The following is a 19,695-nucleotide window of genomic DNA, read 5'->3' as shown; positions in this document are numbered from 1 at the left end:
TATATATGTTCAAGATTAATTTTCCGCCTAACCCAACCTACAAGTACTACAAGTACTAATTTTTCATGACGAACGAAATAAAACTCTTCCAGGAAGAACTTCGTCGTTGATTTTGGCGTAAACTCGCAGACAAGCAGAAACTTCTCCGGGTATACCTCCTACATCTACTTGCAAGTCGTCTTTAGAAAAGGGGTAAACATCAGCATAGGTTCCCCATAAAGGACGAATCTGGACGCTTATTCCAGCTTGACGCGCTTGCTGTACTGCTACTTCCAAGGTTTGACGGGCTTCTTGTTGCAGTTTTCCCCACCAGGAAAAGCGGTCAACACATGGTAAATAGATTAGTGAATGTATGGCTTCGTCTAAGTCAATTCTGGTACGTAAGTTTAACGACATATCAGTATTTAAAGTTACTTCTATCCGGTGAAACCGTTCTATTAATGCGGCGATGTACTTGGGTTTATCTACTGAATTTAGGGAACGAACGCCGAATCGATCGACACTTCTTAAAGCATGGTGTAAATGCGGATCTACTTCGATAAATTTGAGATAGGTAGAAACGATCGCACCTAAGATATCTTCACTACCACTTTGGTGCAGTCGCTCGTCAAAATTAACCAAATTAGAAAAGCACAGCCCCGATGCTTGAATATTGCCTTTTAAACCCGAATAAATATGTTCGTGGGTGGGAAACGCGAGTTGTCGTAGAGAAACCTTGTCTTCAGTTGCACCTAATGTAGTTGCTTGGTTGAGGAGTTGCGATCGCAATTTATCAGCAAGTTTATGAGGTACCCGTAACAGCAGTCGCTGCATTTCGTTCCACAATTGAGCATCATCGGTACTGTGGAACTGATATTCGCCGATGTATTGCGATAGTTCTTTATGGGTAAGTAAGGTTTGTGCGATCGGTTTTAGTTTAAGCTGGGTAGGATGTTGATTTGCAACTGGTTCTAAAACATCTTCCCAAGAAGGAATTTCTGCTGTATTATTACTTTGAATATTAGATTCTAAAATTACATCTAATTCTTGTAGAAGTTCCTGACAAATATCGCTTCCAGGGTCAGAGCCTTCTGTTTTCAAAGCTTCCTGTAACTCGGTTCGCAGCCCTAATAGTTGTAACCGCAGTAACCAAGCTAACTTTGAGTTTTTGGTATTTAATAATTTGTTTAGGTTGGACATGGAGAATGGGGAATAGGGTTTAGAATCCGCCCGCACTCTAGAAGAGTGGGGCTACAATTACAAAACCCGCCTTCGCGGGCTGTTTATTTGTTCTTTTTGTTTTAGTTTCTTACTCACTATTAATAATTAACTACTAACTTTTTTATTTTTACAGGTCTTATAGGTGGGTTACAGAAATAATATTTTTGAAAGATAAGCGATTCTAAACCCCATGCTCAATCCCCAATTCCCAATTCTTAATCCTTAAACCGAAACTTCACCATTACGGGTAAATGATCGGAAGCTTGTTTTACTTCATCAACTATTCTCCATTCTGTTACTTCTATATTTTTAGGAGTATAAAAAACATAGTCAAATTTAACAGTAGGTTTATCCGATGGAAAGGTAGCAATTTGAGGATTATCTAACGCTTCTGGTGGTAAAGCCGATTTAATTGAAGCAGTTTTTAACAAAATATCCACAGTCGGTTGCGGGTTTTCGGGTATGGGAGGAACTGTACTATTAAAATCACCGATTAATAATACCGGATATTTATCGACGTATTCAGAAACAAGTTTTTGGATATATTCAGTTTGTTTGCGACGGGTAGGTGCGTCGAAGGCTTCTAAATGAACGTTAATGATAATAACAGAACGATTATCAACTTGAATTTCGCTTACTTGTGCGACTCTATCTAAATAAAGAGCGTTGTAGAAAAAAGGTTTGCTGGCAACTGTATCTAATACTATGCGTTTATTATTTGTAATAGGATATCGACTTAATACCGCTTGTCCAGATAAGATTCTGCCAAAGTGAGCGGAAAATGGTAAGTAAGGAAATGGTACGTAAGTTTTATCCCAATTGATTGCTATTCCTGCTTGATTAAATGAAAGTGCTTTGGCTAATTCCAAAACTTGATTGACCTTAAACGAACGTTTGGAACCTAAATCAATTTCTTGCAAACCGATAAAATCAGCATTTAATGGCTTAAGCGCACCAACAACAGTTTTAAGGTTGTCATCAAACAGCTTTTTCTCCCTACTAACAGCTTGATTATTAGTTAAACCAGAAAGATAACCGATATTGTAAGTAATCAGCGTGAATTCATCTTTATTAGTTGGTGCTGTAGCTGGGTAATCTATAATTTCCGCATACTTGTTACGAGGATAACCATTAGAACTAGCCCAGAAATAAAAGACAACCACCGCGAATATTACCAGCCCTAAAGTGATTCCGCCAATTTTGAGTAAAGTTGGGAGAAGTTTCATGTATCAATTATCAGTGAAGTATTGCTAATTGATAATTATACTTGTATGGTGTGTTACGGCACTCAGGATATAAGGTTTTAGGTTATAAATTGGAAATGTCGTAACGCATCATCAAATCTTAAAACGATAAGCGCATAAGTTTATTTTATTAAAATGACGGCGATCGCGCAAAATTAACTTATATTTCTAGTAAATAGTACATTAGTACTTCAATTGTCAGGTATTATATTTTTGGTAATCACACGCGGACAAGATTTATGCTTGTTCGCTTTCTAAGCATTAGATTTCGAGCTATTTAAAAGAGGTTTTTGGGGAGAGCAATAACAGTAATTTTGTAGGGTACGTCACGGCACAAATATGTATAACTTTAGGTTACAAAATTGAAAATACCGTAATACATCATAATTCAAAATGTTGTTTTGATTTTCAATTTTATTTGAGCGCAAAAAAAAATTAAAAAGGGTGAAAATATGCGATAATTAAATAAAATAAATAGTATTTTTTTTATAATGGGAATATAAACAAAATTTTTAAAGTAGGCAAGCCTCTCCATTATAAAAAAAACTTCCTATAAAAAATATTACCACGAAACAACTAATAATAATAAAAAATTTTGGCATCTTTATTAAATTTTTTTTTTCGGCTATTAAATATACAACTTGAAGTAAAAAGTAAGTAATTATCTCATTATAATGGGGATTATATGAGATGTGCTTGTAATAAATTAAACGTATATTTAATTAAGTAAGAGAAGGGAGGATTAAGAAGGCGTATAGCTTAACTTAGGTTAATTAAAAAATTCCCTCAATTTAAAAATATAAATTAATTGTAGGGTGCGTTGTCGCGCAGCGCACCATCAAATTTCACATATAACCAAACATAAAACGGTGCGTTAGCCACGAAACATCCATATTTCGTAACAATTAAAATCATTGATCGCGCCATAACACACCCTACCACTGTTCACTGTTAATGCATACCACAAAATGGATCTCTTTCGGCTTCTACGTTGGTAGATTGTGGTTGTAAGGTATCTCTAAAAATACATCCTTCTTGTTTGAGAACTTCTGGATTATTGGATGTCCAATAAGGTACTTCAAAGGGATGTACTCGTAGTGTTCCTTTAAAGTCCAAGGTGACATAATAACGACAAGGATATTCGCTGCTGACTGCTGGTTGAGATAGTTCTCCAATTAACTCCCATTTGTTAGATTGGGGGTTGCGAAATTGAAAGTAAAATGTGTGTTTTCCGCTAGCTGGAAATGGTGGAAGTTCGGCTATTAAACCGATGGTTTGCGGTTGATTTGTGTCGTTTTCGTAGCGAAATACTCGTAGTTCTTTGCTACAATCTTTACCAGCTTTAAATAATACTGTATGTGCATCTGTTTTTAATGCATTTGCTGCTTCGACGACGTTAACGGCTATGTCGCAGATTACTTGTGATTCGTCGGTAATTAATTCTTGATTACCAATGGCTTTTGCTGCGTCTATGCTGGGAATATTTACGGGTATTAAATAGTGAGGTATGCCGCGACAAAGCAATAAATCTATATCTAGTTTTTGATTGATTTCAAATTGAACTTTGATATTATTTTTAAAGTCATCTTCGGTAATTCCTAATTTTTTCATTAAAGCGTCACCGTTAAAGCTTCCCCATAACTGTAACTTCATTTTTTCAAAGTCTTGTCTTCTGATATTATTGGTTAGCTGCATTCCCAACCAATCGCTGCGTAATTTAGCCATTCCTTCTTCAGCTTTGAGTTGATAAAGCTCTTGTCCAGCATGAAAAATGGGAACGGGACTTCCACCTATAACTTCTCTAACGAAGGAGCAAGGTAGGAAGTAAAATAAGTTTTTGACATCTATATATAGTTGATTTGCTCCTTTCCGAAGTAAATCTTTGGACTCTTGGGGAGAAAAGCTTAGTTGACGCAACTTTTCGGCAAAGCAAGCTCCAGCAGATGTGGCTAATTTTGTGTATTCTGGTTCAAAGGTGACTCTTTCTTCGTTCCAGACAAAGTAATCGGATTTACTAAATACTCGGTAAAGTTCGCGCTCTACAAGTTCCAAATTACAAGTTTTTCCGGATAAAATTAACCAGTCTACCTGTTCCTTCTTAACTTGTGCTACGTCTTCTTTGATTAAATTTATCTCGCTGACAAACTTGGATTTAAAAGCGTTTTCAATTAACCCGGAAGCGATACCAATTGCTTCTTGAATTACGGGTGTAGCGGCTTTATCGAATTGCTCTCCCGTCAGGGTGACACCGATTTTTTCAACTACATCTATGGGTAATTGAATATCATTTTGAGCAAGTAATTCCGAGATTTGTCGTCCATCTAAAGCGAATATTGCTTCTGGTGCATTTACTGTAGAACCTTTTTGTCCTAAAGCTAATTTGGCATTTTCAGCGTGTTCCCAAAGGTCGTAAAATGTTTGAGAGCGGGATGAACTATTTTTCCAGCGAGTTGGTAAGATTTTTTCCGCGTCATTTAAAGCTTCCTTGTAGGTATCACCTTCGCGAATTTCTTTATCTACACAAGCTAAAAGCGAACCTTTGCGATATTTACCGTTATCTAAAAAGCGTTCGTTCAATTCTTCCGGTTGGACTTTCAATACATCTTTTGGTAAAATTCCATCCGCAACCGCACTTAATAAACAATCTGCGATCGCAACTTTTAACAACAAAAATAATCGTAGCGAAATCAGTTCCCCACCTAACTGTAAATGACCGGAAGATCCCAACAGTTTTGGTGTAAGTTTATAATAACGACCGCCATCACCTTTATCTTCGGTAGGTTCAAAGGGGTCAATTTCTTCTAATGTCAGTCGAATCAAGGCTAAATCGGTAGTTCCACCACCAATATCCAAGACTAAAACATTTTGCCACCATTTATGACCGTCTCGACGACAGCGACTTTTGAAAGATTCTATCCCTAAATTTAAATCTCCACCAAATTCTTGCCATAAAAAGAAAATAGCAGCCGAAACAGCTTCATCGTAAGCCATTTGGACATCTTCAATACCCAGCTTCTTAACTAAAGCTTCGATTTCCCGACGGATAAACGGGGAAGCTATGGTGGGATAGGTCAAAACTGCACGATAAAACTCACCATCGCTGCATTTACCGGGATAACGCTGCCGATATTTTTGGGTTAACTCAATCAACTGAGCGTAAGCAGCCTGCAAAAGCTGATTTACTGGAATAGTATCTTCCTTACCATCCAAACTTATATCAAAACTGCGTTCTTGACCAAAATAACGTTTGGGGGAATGCAAAAAACGACCGTCAATTCTTTCCCCTTGTTTGATAGCATCTAATCTATGCTGATATGCTTGCTCTCCCAACATCACTTTAACTTTTCCGGGGTCTTGAGTTGGTAAGGAAGGTTCTAAATTAGTTACCTCCAACTCCGAAGGAATTTCATTTAACCGTCTATCCTTATCCAACTCCACGGGTAACAAACTTTGCCATTCCAAAGCTGGAACCCGAAACACTTGATGATAAATTTGATTTAATCGCTTACTAGCAGAACGACGGAACCAGCCCAAACGCTTGCTCAGACAGATTTCTATTTCCTTAATTGCATCTAAAAGCTGTTCTCCTCGTAAAAGCTGTAAATTTGCCGGATTAAAATCCTCCAAGTTTTTACTGAGATGATTAAATAACTTTTGCCACTCACCTTCCCAAACATCGCGACCGATACCCGGTATTTCATCCACCGGACGTTCCGTCAACCAAAACGCTAATTTTTCGCTTAACTTTTCCTCTTGTTCGCTGGGTAAAGTATGGGGAGTAACAATTACCTTGGGGTCGTAAAGCGTTACCGTAGAATTAGAAGTACCGAAATCGATCGCAAACCAACCGGGATAAGTGATATCCGATTTTGCCGAAACAACCGAAGCATGATTCAGAATCGGAGTTTCGCTGATAGTATCTTCATGTGTATCGCGATCGCCATTTTCTTCTGAAGCTGACAAATTTCTCAAACGAGCATTTTCCACAGCAAAAGTCCAGATACTACAATCAGCCGTAGCGGTCTTCTTCACAGATAAAATCGCTTTATCCGTATCATCGGAATCGAAATACTCCACAGTTACCCGCAAAGTCAAATTAATTCCTTTGGGTAAAGCTTCATCCCAGATACACTCACTTTGTCTCAACCGTTGCGGAGAATTAAGTTTAAGTAATCTATTAGTAGTAAAATTGACACTTTTATAAGCCGACTGAATTTCCTTTGATAACTCCAAAGGCTGACCTAAAACCGTAACTTCAATCGAAGAAATAAACGGAAAATTAGGACTATCAGCCGGTTTAATTTCAATCACCGGCAATAATAATAGAGTTGAATCGGTTTCTTTACTACGTAATTGATAACGGCTGAAAAGTTCTATTTTTACAGGCATTTTAAATAAGTTAGGAATTAGGAGTTAGGAATTAAGAGTTAGGAGTTAGGAGTTAAAAGTTAGGAATTAGGAGTTAGGAGTTAGGAGTTAGGAGTTAGGAGTTAGGAATTGGGAGTTAGGAATTGGGAGTTAGGAGTTAGGAGTTAGGAGTTATTTAACCTTTAACCTTTAACCTTTGACCTTTGACCTTAATTTATTCCGGATAAGTAATAACAGTAATCCGCTTCATCGTATCCAACCAAGCAGGGGTCGATGCAGAAGTTGTTTCCTCCGCCGAAGCGATATATCTTAATAAAGGTTCGTGCTTAGATTTCAACAGTTCTTGCAAACTATCTACAATCTCCTTCAAAGCCATCGAAAAAGAACCCTTAACTTGTTTAGTCAATTCGCTGACATATTGAATTAGATGTAACCCAGCACTTGCCGTAATTTCATCGCGTAGTCGTAACACGGCGATTTGATGATTAAATGGTCTTGGGGGTGCAGGATATTGTTTGTTAGGACTCCAATCGAATATTTGTCCTTTTTGATGTTGAGCATCTTTTCTAGCTAAAGGAAATAAATTTTCGGCATTAATCGGTGCTACACTACTCGCCAAACCACTATGCTGAATAATTAAATTTTGCCATTTATTAGTTGGATCGATCGCTCTTAATAAGTATCTATACAAACGAGTTTCCCGCTTCCCAAATTTCTCCTCAATTCGCTGTTCCAACTGCGGTTGAACGATTTCTTTAATTTTATTCCGTTCCAACTGCACTTCCACCGACAACTTATTAAATAAATCTTTTACCGTTTCAGCTGTACGCTCGTGAGCAAAAGACTGCATCTCATTAATAGTTTTGACAAAGGAATTATAGAAATCATCGCTTTGAGTGGGAATTGCATCTTCTTCCTCATCTTCCTCAAAAATGCTTTCACTCTTAGTAAAATTAATCGTCCCGTTTTTAGTCCGGTCAAATAATAAAGTCCACTCACTCCACTCAAAAAATATCTTATTCGTTAACTCATCCTTGACAACATCGCTCAAAGTTAACCCAGTCCGATTCTTTAACATCGGCTGTTTTTCTAAATCTTCCTGAAAATGTCGATACGTCGTTACTAAATTCTCAATTTTTTCCCGTAACTCCAAAAAAGCCGGATTTTCCACCACCGGAATATAAGCGGGAATCTCTTCCAACACAGCTTTTAAATTATTTTGCTCCTTCAACACAGTTTCCGCTGCTCTTTGAGTATCCTCCACCAACTGCTTCATTCCATGTTGTCCCACATGATCTTTTAATAGCGATCGCAATCGATTGATTCCCCCATCTTCTGCATAATCGCTCAACTGTTTGTGTAAAGTACTCGAAGTCGGTAACATTTCCCCCAACCGTCCCCACTTCTCCCGTAACTCCACTTCATCAACTTGATTCGGCTTTTCTAAATCCGGTAAAAACTCTGGAGAACAAACTTGGATCAACGAAGAGTATTCCGCTTGCTTTGTCAATCCGTAAAGCTGCGATAATAAAACAATATTTTTCTTCTCAGTAGTCAAATTACTCGCACTTGCAAGAGTCAGATGCAAAATTCTCAACCTTTCCAAAACCGCTTCTTGCGATAATAAAGGTTCCTCCAAAATCTCACCCAAAGCCATAATATCGCGACTCGTCACCGGCAGCTGATTAAACCTACCCACAGCAACAATAATCCTGTCCCTTAAATCTTGTCCCTTATCCCGTTCCAACATACTGCGAATTTTTGCCGCAGTCACTCCCCCCGGATATCTACCGTTGAGCAACAGTAAAATCGTTTGTACCTCAGTCAATTCCCGCAGCGATAAAAAAGTATCTCTGATACCCGAATCAGCCGCACCCAAACCGGGGAAATCCAACAATACAAACTCATTCGTCCCCTGTAACCCCGATAAATCCCATATCTGTTTTGCTACCTCAACCGTAATATCTATCCGTCGAATCAACGAGAAACTATTATGTAAATCCTTCGCAGAAGGCTGAGCAAAAGTTTCCCAACGCTTCGGAGATCCAGGTAATTCCCGAAACTTCAACTCCAAAATATTCATCGGGGGGTCAGATAGCCTCAACCCCTTATTTGCCGTAAAATGGTCAATTTCGTAACTTTTGCCGCAGATATCCTTCCCATAAGCGCTATAGGTGCGAACGAATACCACAACTTCCCGTAATAGCGATCGCAATTCCAAACTTTGGCTTTGATTCCAAGCTTGTTCGCACCAAGTTAAAATTCCATTAGTATCCACAAAAGTAGTGGGATACAGACTTTTCAAAGTAGCCAAAGGAGCAGCAGGAACTTCCGCTAACTTAGCTCTACCTTCCACCACCTTGAGCATAAAGCCCAAACATTCCTTTACCCCTTCATGGGAAAGATATTCTACCGTAAACTTACTTACCTTCGTCGTCTGTAACTCAGGTTGCTGCACCAAATGAATCGCAGTCACATTACCCGTAGAAGGAGTTTCGCTCACAGGTAAAGCATCAGCAAAACCGATTAAACTGCCAATTAGGAGAGTTTTACCACTACTAAACTCCCCCATCACACCGATTTTTACCGGAGAAGCAGCCAACTCCACCGTAGAACGAGCAGACTGCACCAAACGCTGAATGTTCTCATGGATACTAGAGGGAACCCAACTTTCTTGAGGTGGTGGATTCTCCGAAACCAAGCTCAAACTTTGAAGTACAGATTCCGCGTACTCCTTATAGCGGCGTAATTTCTCTACTGCTATGTCACTTTTCATACTCGCTCCTGTTCCCGCAGAGATTATATTGTCACGATGTTGGTAGATGGCAGCGATCGATAAAATTTAGTAAATTTTGACCCTAAACCATAAAATTCGGCATGATTTACCGCGATAATTACAGCCTGTAAATAAAAATTAAATTAACGTTTCAAATAAATTATTACCATAATTTGGTATTAAAATAACGAACAATAAGTTTTTGTTAGATTTTAACAATACATATTTATTTTTAAGTCAGGATTTATCCATTAATTAGTTTAATCGAGCTTCTACCCCACAATATATTTTGATACACAGTTAAAGTTGTAGGTAAATAAAATAAATTTGACATTATAGACTTAGTTAGGATTAACGATAATAATAAGTACCAAAGCGCAAATGCTATCATCATTTAGATTAAATTAACTGCCAAATTGGCAAATATTTTATAACAAGCTCTCTTGTAGGTTGGGTTAGACGCACGAATAAATTTATTGTTGACGAAGAGAATAGAAGCGTCGTAACCCAACATCTGAGTTTTGGTTATATGGTTCTAAAATATGTTGGGCTTCGTTCCTCAACCCAACCTACTAACTTAAAAAAATCTTGTAGGTTGGGTTAGACGCACCAATTATATTTATTGTTGACGAAGAGTATAGAAGCGTCGTAACCCAACATCGATTTTTGGTTGAAGCGTATTGTTTGGTTAAATATTAAATATTAAATTTGTTGAAATTATTGTGTTTTTTGTTCGAGATTGTGTTGGGTTTCGTTCCTCAACCCAACCTACAAACTACAAACTAGAAAACCAAAAAAAACCGGACATCTTTACGACACCCGGCTCCTAAATTCCAAACTTGAAAACAAGAATTTACCAATTCCCCAACATCAATGATGATGCTCGTGCTTATGAGCGCAACCTTGTAAATCTTGGCTCATCAACTTTTGACTGACTTCTTGTAAAGCCTCATCTTTAGGTGTTAAACCAATCCAACTTTCAATAACTTGGGTATCGAAACCGACTTCACCGCGATAACCAACTTGAATTAAAGGACGACGAATAAGTAAGGGTTCCTCCAGCATTAAATTTAAAGCAGTTTCCGCATCTACTTGTTCGGGGTTTATTTCACCAGACTTAATTCTAGGTGATGAACGGTTAAACCATTCTGCTACAGGACGATTGTTGAAAAACCACAGCAAACGCTCTTTAGTCCATTTTTCTTCTAAGATATTATGGGCTTCAACTTGATGTCCGGCTGCGGTTAATAGAGTTTTTTGTTTAGTATTATTTCGACAGCCAGTTTTCTCGTAAAATATTACCTTTGCCATGATAGAAACTCCGTATCAGTGAACAGTTACCAGTTGTAGGGTGTGTTACGGCACGAATAATTTTGAATTAAACATTGCTATTTAAATAATGCCGTAACGCACCATTTTTTGTTGGAATCTAGTTAGTTGTTAAAAAACCACAACTATCATCAAAAATTCTTCGCAGTATGACGAACCGTATCAAATGCAAAACGTTCTTTCGATCTAGTTTCGCCGTATAAATTAAAAGTTACGGTTGGTTCGTCACTCATTGCTTCTACACTATGAATTGCCCCAGGTGCGAAACTAACAATATCTCCAGGATTTAAGATAATTTCTGCTGCGGGTTCTATTTTATTCGGATGTTCTGCGGTAGGATTTCGCTTCCAAATAATATTCTTTTCTTGTCCTTTTAATATCGCGACGATTCCCCAAATCCCGTGATTATGAATATTGGATTGCGTTCCTTTTGTAAAGGTAACAGTTTGAACTGTAAAAGGAAAACCCAACTCATCATATAAAAGTTTAACAGAAGTTCCCGTTTTAGAATCGGGTTCGGGATGTTGAGTTTTTATCCAATAGGAATTAACCAGCAATCGTCTTACTAGTTGCCTAATTCCTGCTAGATAAACGCTTTCATCTGATGATTTTCTACTCACATCTTCTAATTCGGTAAGAAACCGATAAAGACGATAATTTTCAGTAATTAAATCCCATGCTCTTAGAGATTTACAAGCTTGATATTCACCATCTGCGGTTACAAGCCAGTCTTTTCCTTCCATAATTAAATCAGTGAATAGTTATCAGGAAAGAATATTAAATATTATATAACTCATCTTAACTTATAACTCTTAATTCCTAACTCTTAACTATTTATTCATCATCTTCCTCTGGCGGACGTGTTAATACATCAAGTAATATTCCCGCACCAAAGTCGTTTTTGTCGTCTATTTCTTTTACTTTATTACATATTTCTTTGGCTGCTTCTTCCTTTCCTAATATAGCTAAAATTAATCCTGTCGCAGCATAAGAATTTAAATATAGTCGAATTATTTGTTCTTCTTTGCGCTTAATTAATATTGGTTTTAATTTTTCCCATTCATCAGGTAATCTTTCAGCTTGTTTAACTTTAGCTTGGACTTTTTCTGCTGTATCTAGCGCCATTTGATAATTTTGTTTGTAATAAAAATATCTATAAGCTGCTATTAAAACATCTATATTATCTCCTGTTTTAGCTAACGCTTGATTAATGTATTTTTCGGATTCTGAGGTATTTTCCCAATTGTCCGCCGCTAATTTTAATAGCTGTTTGACATCTTCAGGTACCTCGAACCAGGAGAATTTTTCTGTGTCTTGCATGGTTTTTTTAGTGTGGGTGGGGGATGGGGGGATAGGGAGATGGGGTGATGGGGGGATGGGGAGAAATAGGAGTTATCAAAACTTTGTAGTGTCCGCTATCTTGCTCCCTGATTATTCCCAATTCCCAATTCCCAATTCCCAATCCCCAATTACCAATTACCAATTACCAATTCCCAATTCCCAATTCCCAATCCCCAATTTAAAATTTAGTCAGAACATAAAGCAGTGTAAACAAAACAATCCAAATGATATCTACAAAGTGCCAGTAGATTTCTGCCATTTCGATTCCGGTGTGTTTGTGTTCGTTGTAATGTCCTGCACGACGGGAACGCCACAATACACCTAAAATTAACAAGACTCCGATAAAGACGTGTAAACCGTGGAATCCTGTCATTAAGTAGAAACAGTTGGAGAATAAATTACTATTCATTCCGTAACCTAAAGTCAGATACTCATAAACCTGACCTAGTAAGAAAATTATTCCCATGAATGCAGTAATCTTGTACCATTTCCGCATTCCTTTTACGTCATTCTTTTTAATCGCAGAATCCCCGAAGTGAATCACGAAACTGCTGGAAACTAGAATGATGGTGTTGATAGTTGGTAATAGTAACTCTACTTCGGTTCCTTCAGGAGGCCAAGTTGCAGTCGTGCCACGATAGAACAAGTAAGTAGCGAAAAATCCGCCAAACATTAAAGATTCTGAGATTAGGAAAGTGATTAATCCCACAACTCGTAAATCGGCGTGTTCTTCGTGATGGGCTGGAGCTTTTTCTGTCGCGATCGCCATAATAATCCCCTATTAAATTTTGGATTTTAGATTGTGCTTGAACTTATGTAGTGCGAGCAAGATGCTTGTTTTAAACATCAGCGAGCAAGATGCATGTCCTTACGGACACGCTGCGCTACCGCACTACAATTCAACCTTTGACCTTTAACCTCTAACCTTTGACCTGATTAAGCAGTAACTTCTGTTATCGGTTTCAAAGGTTCACCTTCTGTTACCACACCGTAATCGTAAGGGCCGTGAGTTACAACAGGTAATTCTTCCCAGTTTTCAATCGCAGGTGGAGAAGTGGTTGTCCATTCCAATGTCAAAGCATTCCAAGGATTGTCACCGGCTTTTGCTCCAAAATTCCAACTCCAAAGAATATTGACTGTAAAAGGAATTACTGATACTGCCAATAGATAAGCACCGTAAGTACAAATTACATTGATAGCTTCAAATTGCGGATCGTACATGGCAACTCGACGCGGCATTCCTTGTAAACCCAGTTCGTGCATGGGTAAAAAGGTTAAGTTGGTGCCGATGAAGGTAAGCACAAAGTGAATTTTACCCAAGGTTTCATTCATCATCCTTCCGGTCATTTTAGGGAACCAATGGTAAATCGCTGCGTAAATACCAAATACGGAACCACCGAATAAGACGTAGTGGAAATGTGCAACTACATAATAAGTATCGTGGACGTGTCCGTCAAATGGTGCTGTACCCAAAGTAACGCCACCAATACCACCCAAAACGAACATCATCAACAAGCCGATCGCAAATAGCATCGCGCTGGTATAGCGGATTTTCGCCTGCCACAGAGTCGCCACCCAACTAAATATTTTGATTCCCGTAGGAACCGCAACTATAAGTGTGGAGATGGTAAAAAACATTCGCATCCATCCGGGGGTTCCGCTGGTAAACATATGATGAACAATCGAAACTCTTGTTAAACAACACTTTAACCTTTCTCTTAACTATCATTCTCTATATATTCCTTAAATAAATATTCAAATCACTAAAATAATATTGAATTGAGGTGATTGTTTGATAATTTATTCACTATTTCTTCCTTAAAAAACTTGTAATATCATTAATATATATTTTTTGGATAAATAAATTAAGTTTGTCTAAACATAAATAAAAAAACTTGAAAATAATTATTCATTACTTTCAAGTTTTTTTTGAAATTAATAATCAGCTTTTAGTTTATTCTGTAACCAAATCTACTATCTTATACTTTTCTAGTTCTAAAGTCAGAGATTTTACTTGATTTTGCAAATAAATATTTTTTTCTCTAACTATTTCCAATTCTTCTTTTTCATTTAAAGCTATTTTCATCGCTTTTTTACGATTTTCTAATGAAAACCATTTCTGATAAACCTTTGTATGCATTTCTATAGAATGCCCTAAATTATCCGCTGCTGCTTTAATTGGTATACCTTGTAAATGCGCTCTGATCGCACAAGCATGACGTAAATCGTAAGGTTTAAATGCTAAACCAATTCTTTTAAACCATTGAGAATTTTTATCTACTATAATAGTTAACTGTGAAAAAATTGTTACTTTGCAACTTCTTTGTTTAAGCATTTCAAGTGACTGCTTATTTTTTAAATCGAATACTTCAATCCATTCTGGTATAAATGGTAATACTTCTCTGGCTCCGGTTTTATTGTCATTATGAACTTTCCAAGTATTATCGATATTATCTTCACTTATAAACCAATCAATATCGGGTTGATTAAAGACTTCTCTAGGGCGCAATCCATAAGTCGCTATTAAACCGTAAGCCAATTTATATATTTTATAAGTATTCCAATAAGGATTTTTTTTGTGTTTATTTAATTCGTAGTATTTTTCAAAAGCATAAAATCCATCGACAATCATTTTATCTTGAGGTATATCTCTTTTGTTTACTTTAATAGGAAGCTTGAATGTTTTAAAGTCAATATCTATTTCTAAGTATTTACAAATAATACTAGCTACTTTTATTGCCTGAAATCTTTTACTACTTGAATCAATATTTTTTAGTGAGATTTCTACATTGCTTTTATTCACAATTAAATTAAATGGAAACTCTCTTTTAAATACTTTTTTATATTCACTTAAAGTATGTTCGCTTTTTATATCTCGTTTTCTTGACTTAAAAAAGATATCTTCAAATTGCTCATATATCTCTCCAAAAGTAATATTAATACTTTTAGCAGCCTTACATCCGAGATATTTATCATTCCACTCAAAACACTTTCTTGAAATTAATCGGCTTAATTCATAAGCTTCTTCTTCTGCTGTTTTTAATCCATCTAAGTTTGCCGGAATATTAAGCGATATTTGATACTGCTTTGTTTGTCTACCTTTTGTATTGGTGTCACCTGGCTTAAGCGGTAGTGTAGCTCGTAACTGTATCGCATTACCTTTCATTGTCAAGGAAACCTTTGCTTTAATTTCCTTAAGTCGTAAATTAGCTTCTATTATTTTTTCTTCTACTTTCATTTTCATATGTGCTTCTTGTTCTTTGGCTACTTTGTTTATACCTAAGTAGCTACCGTCTGTTGTTGCTGATGACTCAAAGTCTTTAAATGCTTCTTGGTAGATGTCTGCTTTCATTTTGACTTATTCCCTAATTATTCCTTAAATTTTTACTTAAAAAACGTTCAAAGCAAACAATGCTTATTAGTTACAAAGTATGCCTAGCAACAATTTACGTTTTTTAATCAATTCAAGTCAATAGGAAACATATGATGAACCCACACAAATAAGCCCACAACACAAATCGCCAAACTAGAATAGGCGATCGCTTTATATCCAAAGATTGGTTTACGTGCGTGAACTGGAATCACTTCGGAAAGAATCCCGAAGATGGGCAGAATCATTAAATAAACTGCCGGATGGGAATAAAACCAAAATAAATGCTGGTAAATAACTACGTTTCCGCCTTGATCTGGTTTGAAGAAGGAAGTACCGAAGTTAATATCAAACAACAGCAATACTAAACCAGCAGCTAGTACGGGTGTAGAAACAAGCGCTAATAATGAAGTAGCTAAAATTGCCCAACAAAATAAAGGTAATTCATCCCACTTCATCGAAGGAACTTTCATCTTCCAGATGGTAACAACAAAGTTCAGCGAACCCAAAATTGAAGAACTTCCCACCAATACAATGGCGAGAATCCACATACTTTGAGCCGTATTCGCCGTTACCAAACTTAAGGGTGGATAGGCTGTCCAACCTGACTGAGAACCACCGAAGAAGAAACTACCTAAAACCAAAGCTCCGGCGACTGGATTCAACCAAAAGGCTACAGCATTCAGCTTCGGGAAAGCCATATCCCTAGCACCGACCATCAACGGTATTAAATAGTTACCAAAGCCACCAATTGCACTAGGAACAATCCACAAAAAGATATAGCTTTATAGATGCCGTGTTTTTTAGAATAGTTAATGGTCTCTATTTTCAGAAGGATGTCCTTCATAAATGTTTGTCTTGTACTGCTCACTGTTCCATCCGAGAATTTGTGAAATTTCTTGTGCTAACGTTAAGGGGCTAAATGGTTTGGCGATCGCCGCTTTAATTCCTAAGTCTATGTACGGTTTTATCGTTGCTACCGCTGGCTAAAAGGGTTCCATCTGGGCTAAAAGCGAGGGATTGGATACCCGATGTATGACCTGTTATGGTTTGCAAATATTGCCCGGTTTCAACGGTTGTTCGATTCCGGAATTTTCTATGGGCTGATGCATGATTTATTATTATTAGTAGAAGATTATTGAAGGAAAAAAACCGCAGAGGCGCAGAGGACACAGAGATAAGAATTGCAGAGAGATATAGGTAATTTTTGGGCGTTGCTGAATTGAAATATGAATTTATTATTGCGTTCTTACGGAGTCCCCTAAATCCCCCAATAATGGGGGGCTATTCATACTTTTAATCAGCAACGCCAATTTTTGTTCTTGTTTTCTATTCCCAACGACCCTAATTATTTATGGGTGCTTTTATTTTTAATCCTATTTGACCTAGTTCTAAACACAATCAAAAATATGCCCCCTAAATAAAATTTAGGGAGCATTAATTAAGAATTATTAATTACGAGTTAATATTTGTAAAATTTTCTCGGCTTAGCGAATTCGTTCTTGTCGAAAACCAGAATCACCACCTGTGGTAAACCAATATTCCCAAGTTCCTCCAGAAGCATCTAACCAATTATTAAGGTCAAATGAACCACTTCCTTGCGGGGTTCCTTGAATTTTATAAACTTTAACCGCTCGTCCATTATTATCCCAAATCAAGGGCGAATCCGGTTTGATTTGTTCTGGTACTGCACCATTAGTCTGCAAAAAATAGGCATCTTGTCCCCCATCTGAATCATTACCAAAAACTTGAGCAATGCCGTTTTCATCAATGGCTACAAAGGCACCTTCTTCTAAACCAATACCATAAACCGGATGATTTTCGACCACCATAATTCGAGCCATTAATCCGAAAATTCTGCCATATCTTGTTTCCGGATGATTCTCATTACGTCTATCTAAATGGGTGTCAGTAATTACATTTTTCAGATAAGGAATTTGAAGAAAATTACTGCGATAAATATCAAGAGTATTAGAATGAAAAGGGTCATTTAAAATTTCTGAACTTAGTAACCCTTGCTTTGAAGGAGCATAATAATAATCTCCTAAAATTGCCATCCCAGCGCTAGTTCCACCTATAGGAACTTTTTTATGATTAATTAAGTAATTAATTGCATCTTCTGTAGCTGTTCCTTCCCAGCAATCTTCGTATTTTTTTTGATCTCCACCAGCAAAATACACAGCATCAGCATCTCTAATATATTGCACCACTTCTGGGTTATTCGCTGCTTCTCTACTATCAATAGAAAGTTCTGCCGCAGAATTAATAAAATCTCGATAATTATCTACAATCCACTGAGCTTGTCTACCAACCCCACCGCAGCGTAAAACTAAATAATCTCCGCGATTAGCTTGTTCTAGAAACCATTTAGTTGCCGCATCTTCCCCTACTTTCCCTTTTTCTGCACCACCAATCAAAAGAATAGCGGGTTTTGCAGAAGAGCTATTAACCTTTCCATCTTCTAAAAAATATTCAAAGTTATTGCTATCATCTGCTCGTCTGAAATCTGAAAATTTTGTCGCCATAAACCAATTAAACCAATTAATTTTTACTCATGCTTTTTAATAGTACAATCTAATAAGAATTATCTGATAATAATATTATTTTATATAAAAATCCGGTTTGATTCATGTTTCCAAGGGGTAGCTCAGCTATGCCTAAACCTAGGCTGCACCGATAAAAATTACCTGAGAGTTCTATATGTTTTCCAGACTTTAGTTATTTATGCTAATATTTATATTTTTTATATAAGTAATAGTATCTCTTTGTCATGAAACAGATGGAATCAAAGAGATGCTGCAATAATGTTATAATCTATAACCAATTTATAAACATTAACATTTGATAATTTCAATTAGAATTCAAACTTTTCTTCAATACTGATATTTCCCCAGATTATTTGAATGCTAAATTTTTTCCCTGATTCACCTTTGAAAGGTCTTAATTGGATATAATTATCTTGAACTCTGGAAGTAACTTCTTGGAGAACTTTACCCGTTTTAGACAGCAAAATAATTTTCATGCTATGGGGTAAAAATTTATCTCCACCCATTGGATATAACTGAGCTAAAACGCTAATCTTATCTTGGTTTTCACGATTATTAATATTAGAATCAAGAGAAGATGTCTCAGGAGATATATTTAGCAGCAAAGCGACTTTTTTATTGCCTAAATCTATTCCTAAATCAATAATCTTTGCTCTTTTGGTATTTTTATCAACATTTCTGGTACTAAAAGCTAAACTTAATTCTGGGTTAGACATAGAATCTATTACTTGCCAACCTTCATTAACTACCCCTTGGAACCATTGACTTAATTTAGTCGTGGTTAAATGTAATAAATTTGAGATATTTTCGCTGACTTGAGTAACTTGATTTTCAGCTACAGGTACAGCAAATTCCGATGCTTCCACGTAACGCTGATAGAGTAATAAATGATTTGGCTCAACATCAAATAAACTCAACGGTACTTGATAACAACCGTCGCTAATGGGCAATTCTAAACTACTTTTAACCTCAATTAATTTCTTGTGAGGTAAAAATCCTCTAATTACAACTTCTTCCTGTTCTTCCAATACCTCAATTAATACGTAAAAATGAGCAGAATCAACAGGATTTGCGATTAATTGCGGTATAGCGACAATCTCCGAAAGCAAATTTTCGGTTGCGATCGCACAAAATTTATACTCATCAACTTTAAGATTACCCGCAGTGGCAATAGAATTGGTATCCCTCAAAATTACTTTATCCGGTAAACGCTCCCCTAACCAAACTTCCAAGGCAAGTAGTGCTAATGTGTTAAGGTAAGTTTGCCAAGAATCAGCCGTATTAGTCATTTCTAAAGAACTAATCTGATTTGCCAATGAAAAATGTTCGGGTTCCAACCAGACGGTTTCTGGTAACAAAAGTCTTAAATCTTGAGAATAAATTGAATTAGGCATGATTTTACCTCGCTTATGTAAGTAAATAGATGTAAGTAAACAAAGCTTATGCAGTTTATAGCTATTCCTCTAAGTTTGATCCACCAAATTTGATCTAAATGCCAAGTCGTCTAACATATGCACTATC

12 protein-coding genes and 2 pseudogenes are annotated in these 19,695 nt (G+C 36.8%); all 14 read right to left on the bottom strand.

The genetic code is table 11. The features are described 5' to 3' along the window. Positions 1-63 precede the first annotated feature (63 nt). Complete coding sequence (locus tag VB797_RS02395) at positions 64-1,179, bottom strand: hypothetical protein (protein WP_323236022.1); 1,116 nt, start codon at positions 1,177-1,179, stop codon at positions 64-66. 236 nt (positions 1,180-1,415) lie between these two features. Further along, a complete protein-coding gene (locus VB797_RS02390) occupies positions 1,416-2,426 on the bottom strand; it encodes an endonuclease/exonuclease/phosphatase family protein (protein WP_323236021.1) in 1,011 nt (336 codons plus the stop codon). Between the two features lie 969 nt (positions 2,427-3,395). After that, positions 3,396-6,833, bottom strand: a complete 3,438-nt coding sequence (locus tag VB797_RS02385) for a molecular chaperone (protein WP_323236020.1) — start codon at positions 6,831-6,833, stop codon at positions 3,396-3,398. A gap of 193 nt (positions 6,834-7,026) precedes the next feature. Then, positions 7,027-9,588 (bottom strand): dynamin family protein, encoded by a 2,562-nt coding sequence (locus VB797_RS02380; protein ID WP_323236019.1) that lies wholly within the window; start codon positions 9,586-9,588, stop codon positions 7,027-7,029. 870 nt (positions 9,589-10,458) lie between these two features. Then, complete coding sequence (locus VB797_RS02375) at positions 10,459-10,899, bottom strand: ArsC/Spx/MgsR family protein (protein WP_323236018.1); 441 nt, start codon at positions 10,897-10,899, stop codon at positions 10,459-10,461. Positions 10,900-11,048: 149 nt separating this feature from the next. Next, positions 11,049-11,660 (bottom strand): cupin, encoded by a 612-nt coding sequence (locus VB797_RS02370; RefSeq protein WP_323236017.1) that lies wholly within the window; start codon positions 11,658-11,660, stop codon positions 11,049-11,051. Between the two features lie 91 nt (positions 11,661-11,751). Beyond that, a complete protein-coding gene (locus tag VB797_RS02365; RefSeq protein WP_323236016.1) occupies positions 11,752-12,237 on the bottom strand; it encodes a hypothetical protein in 486 nt (161 codons plus the stop codon). Positions 12,238-12,436: 199 nt separating this feature from the next. After that, positions 12,437-13,027 carry a heme-copper oxidase subunit III gene (locus VB797_RS02360; protein ID WP_323236015.1) on the bottom strand — a complete coding sequence of 197 codons (591 nt, stop codon included), beginning with the start codon at positions 13,025-13,027 and terminating at the stop codon, positions 12,437-12,439. Positions 13,028-13,194: 167 nt separating this feature from the next. Next, a pseudogene (locus tag VB797_RS02355) lies at positions 13,195-13,938 on the bottom strand (cytochrome c oxidase subunit I); the annotation flags it as partial. A 274-nt stretch (positions 13,939-14,212) separates the two neighbouring features. Then, the gene (locus VB797_RS02350; protein ID WP_323236014.1) at positions 14,213-15,610 is read right to left on the bottom strand and encodes a site-specific integrase; all 1,398 of its coding nucleotides are present in this window, start codon (positions 15,608-15,610) and stop codon (positions 14,213-14,215) included. A 125-nt stretch (positions 15,611-15,735) separates the two neighbouring features. Beyond that, positions 15,736-16,407: pseudogene (locus tag VB797_RS02345) on the bottom strand (cytochrome c oxidase subunit I); the annotation flags it as partial. A gap of 163 nt (positions 16,408-16,570) precedes the next feature. Next, positions 16,571-16,801: a WD40 repeat domain-containing protein gene (locus VB797_RS02340; protein ID WP_323236013.1), complete on the bottom strand. Its 231-nt coding sequence runs from the start codon at positions 16,799-16,801 to the stop codon at positions 16,571-16,573. A 314-nt stretch (positions 16,802-17,115) separates the two neighbouring features. Further along, positions 17,116-18,153: a cyanophycinase gene (locus tag VB797_RS02335; RefSeq protein ID WP_323236012.1), complete on the bottom strand. Its 1,038-nt coding sequence runs from the start codon at positions 18,151-18,153 to the stop codon at positions 17,116-17,118. Between the two features lie 329 nt (positions 18,154-18,482). Beyond that, the gene (locus tag VB797_RS02330; protein ID WP_323236011.1) at positions 18,483-19,568 is read right to left on the bottom strand and encodes a DUF1822 family protein; all 1,086 of its coding nucleotides are present in this window, start codon (positions 19,566-19,568) and stop codon (positions 18,483-18,485) included. Between the last annotated feature and the right edge of the window lie 127 nt (positions 19,569-19,695).

This window comes from Rivularia sp. UHCC 0363 (assembly GCF_034931125.1).
Lineage (GTDB): Bacteria > Cyanobacteriota > Cyanobacteriia > Cyanobacteriales > Nostocaceae > Rivularia.
This window is presented reverse-complemented; position numbering and strand designations above follow the sequence as displayed.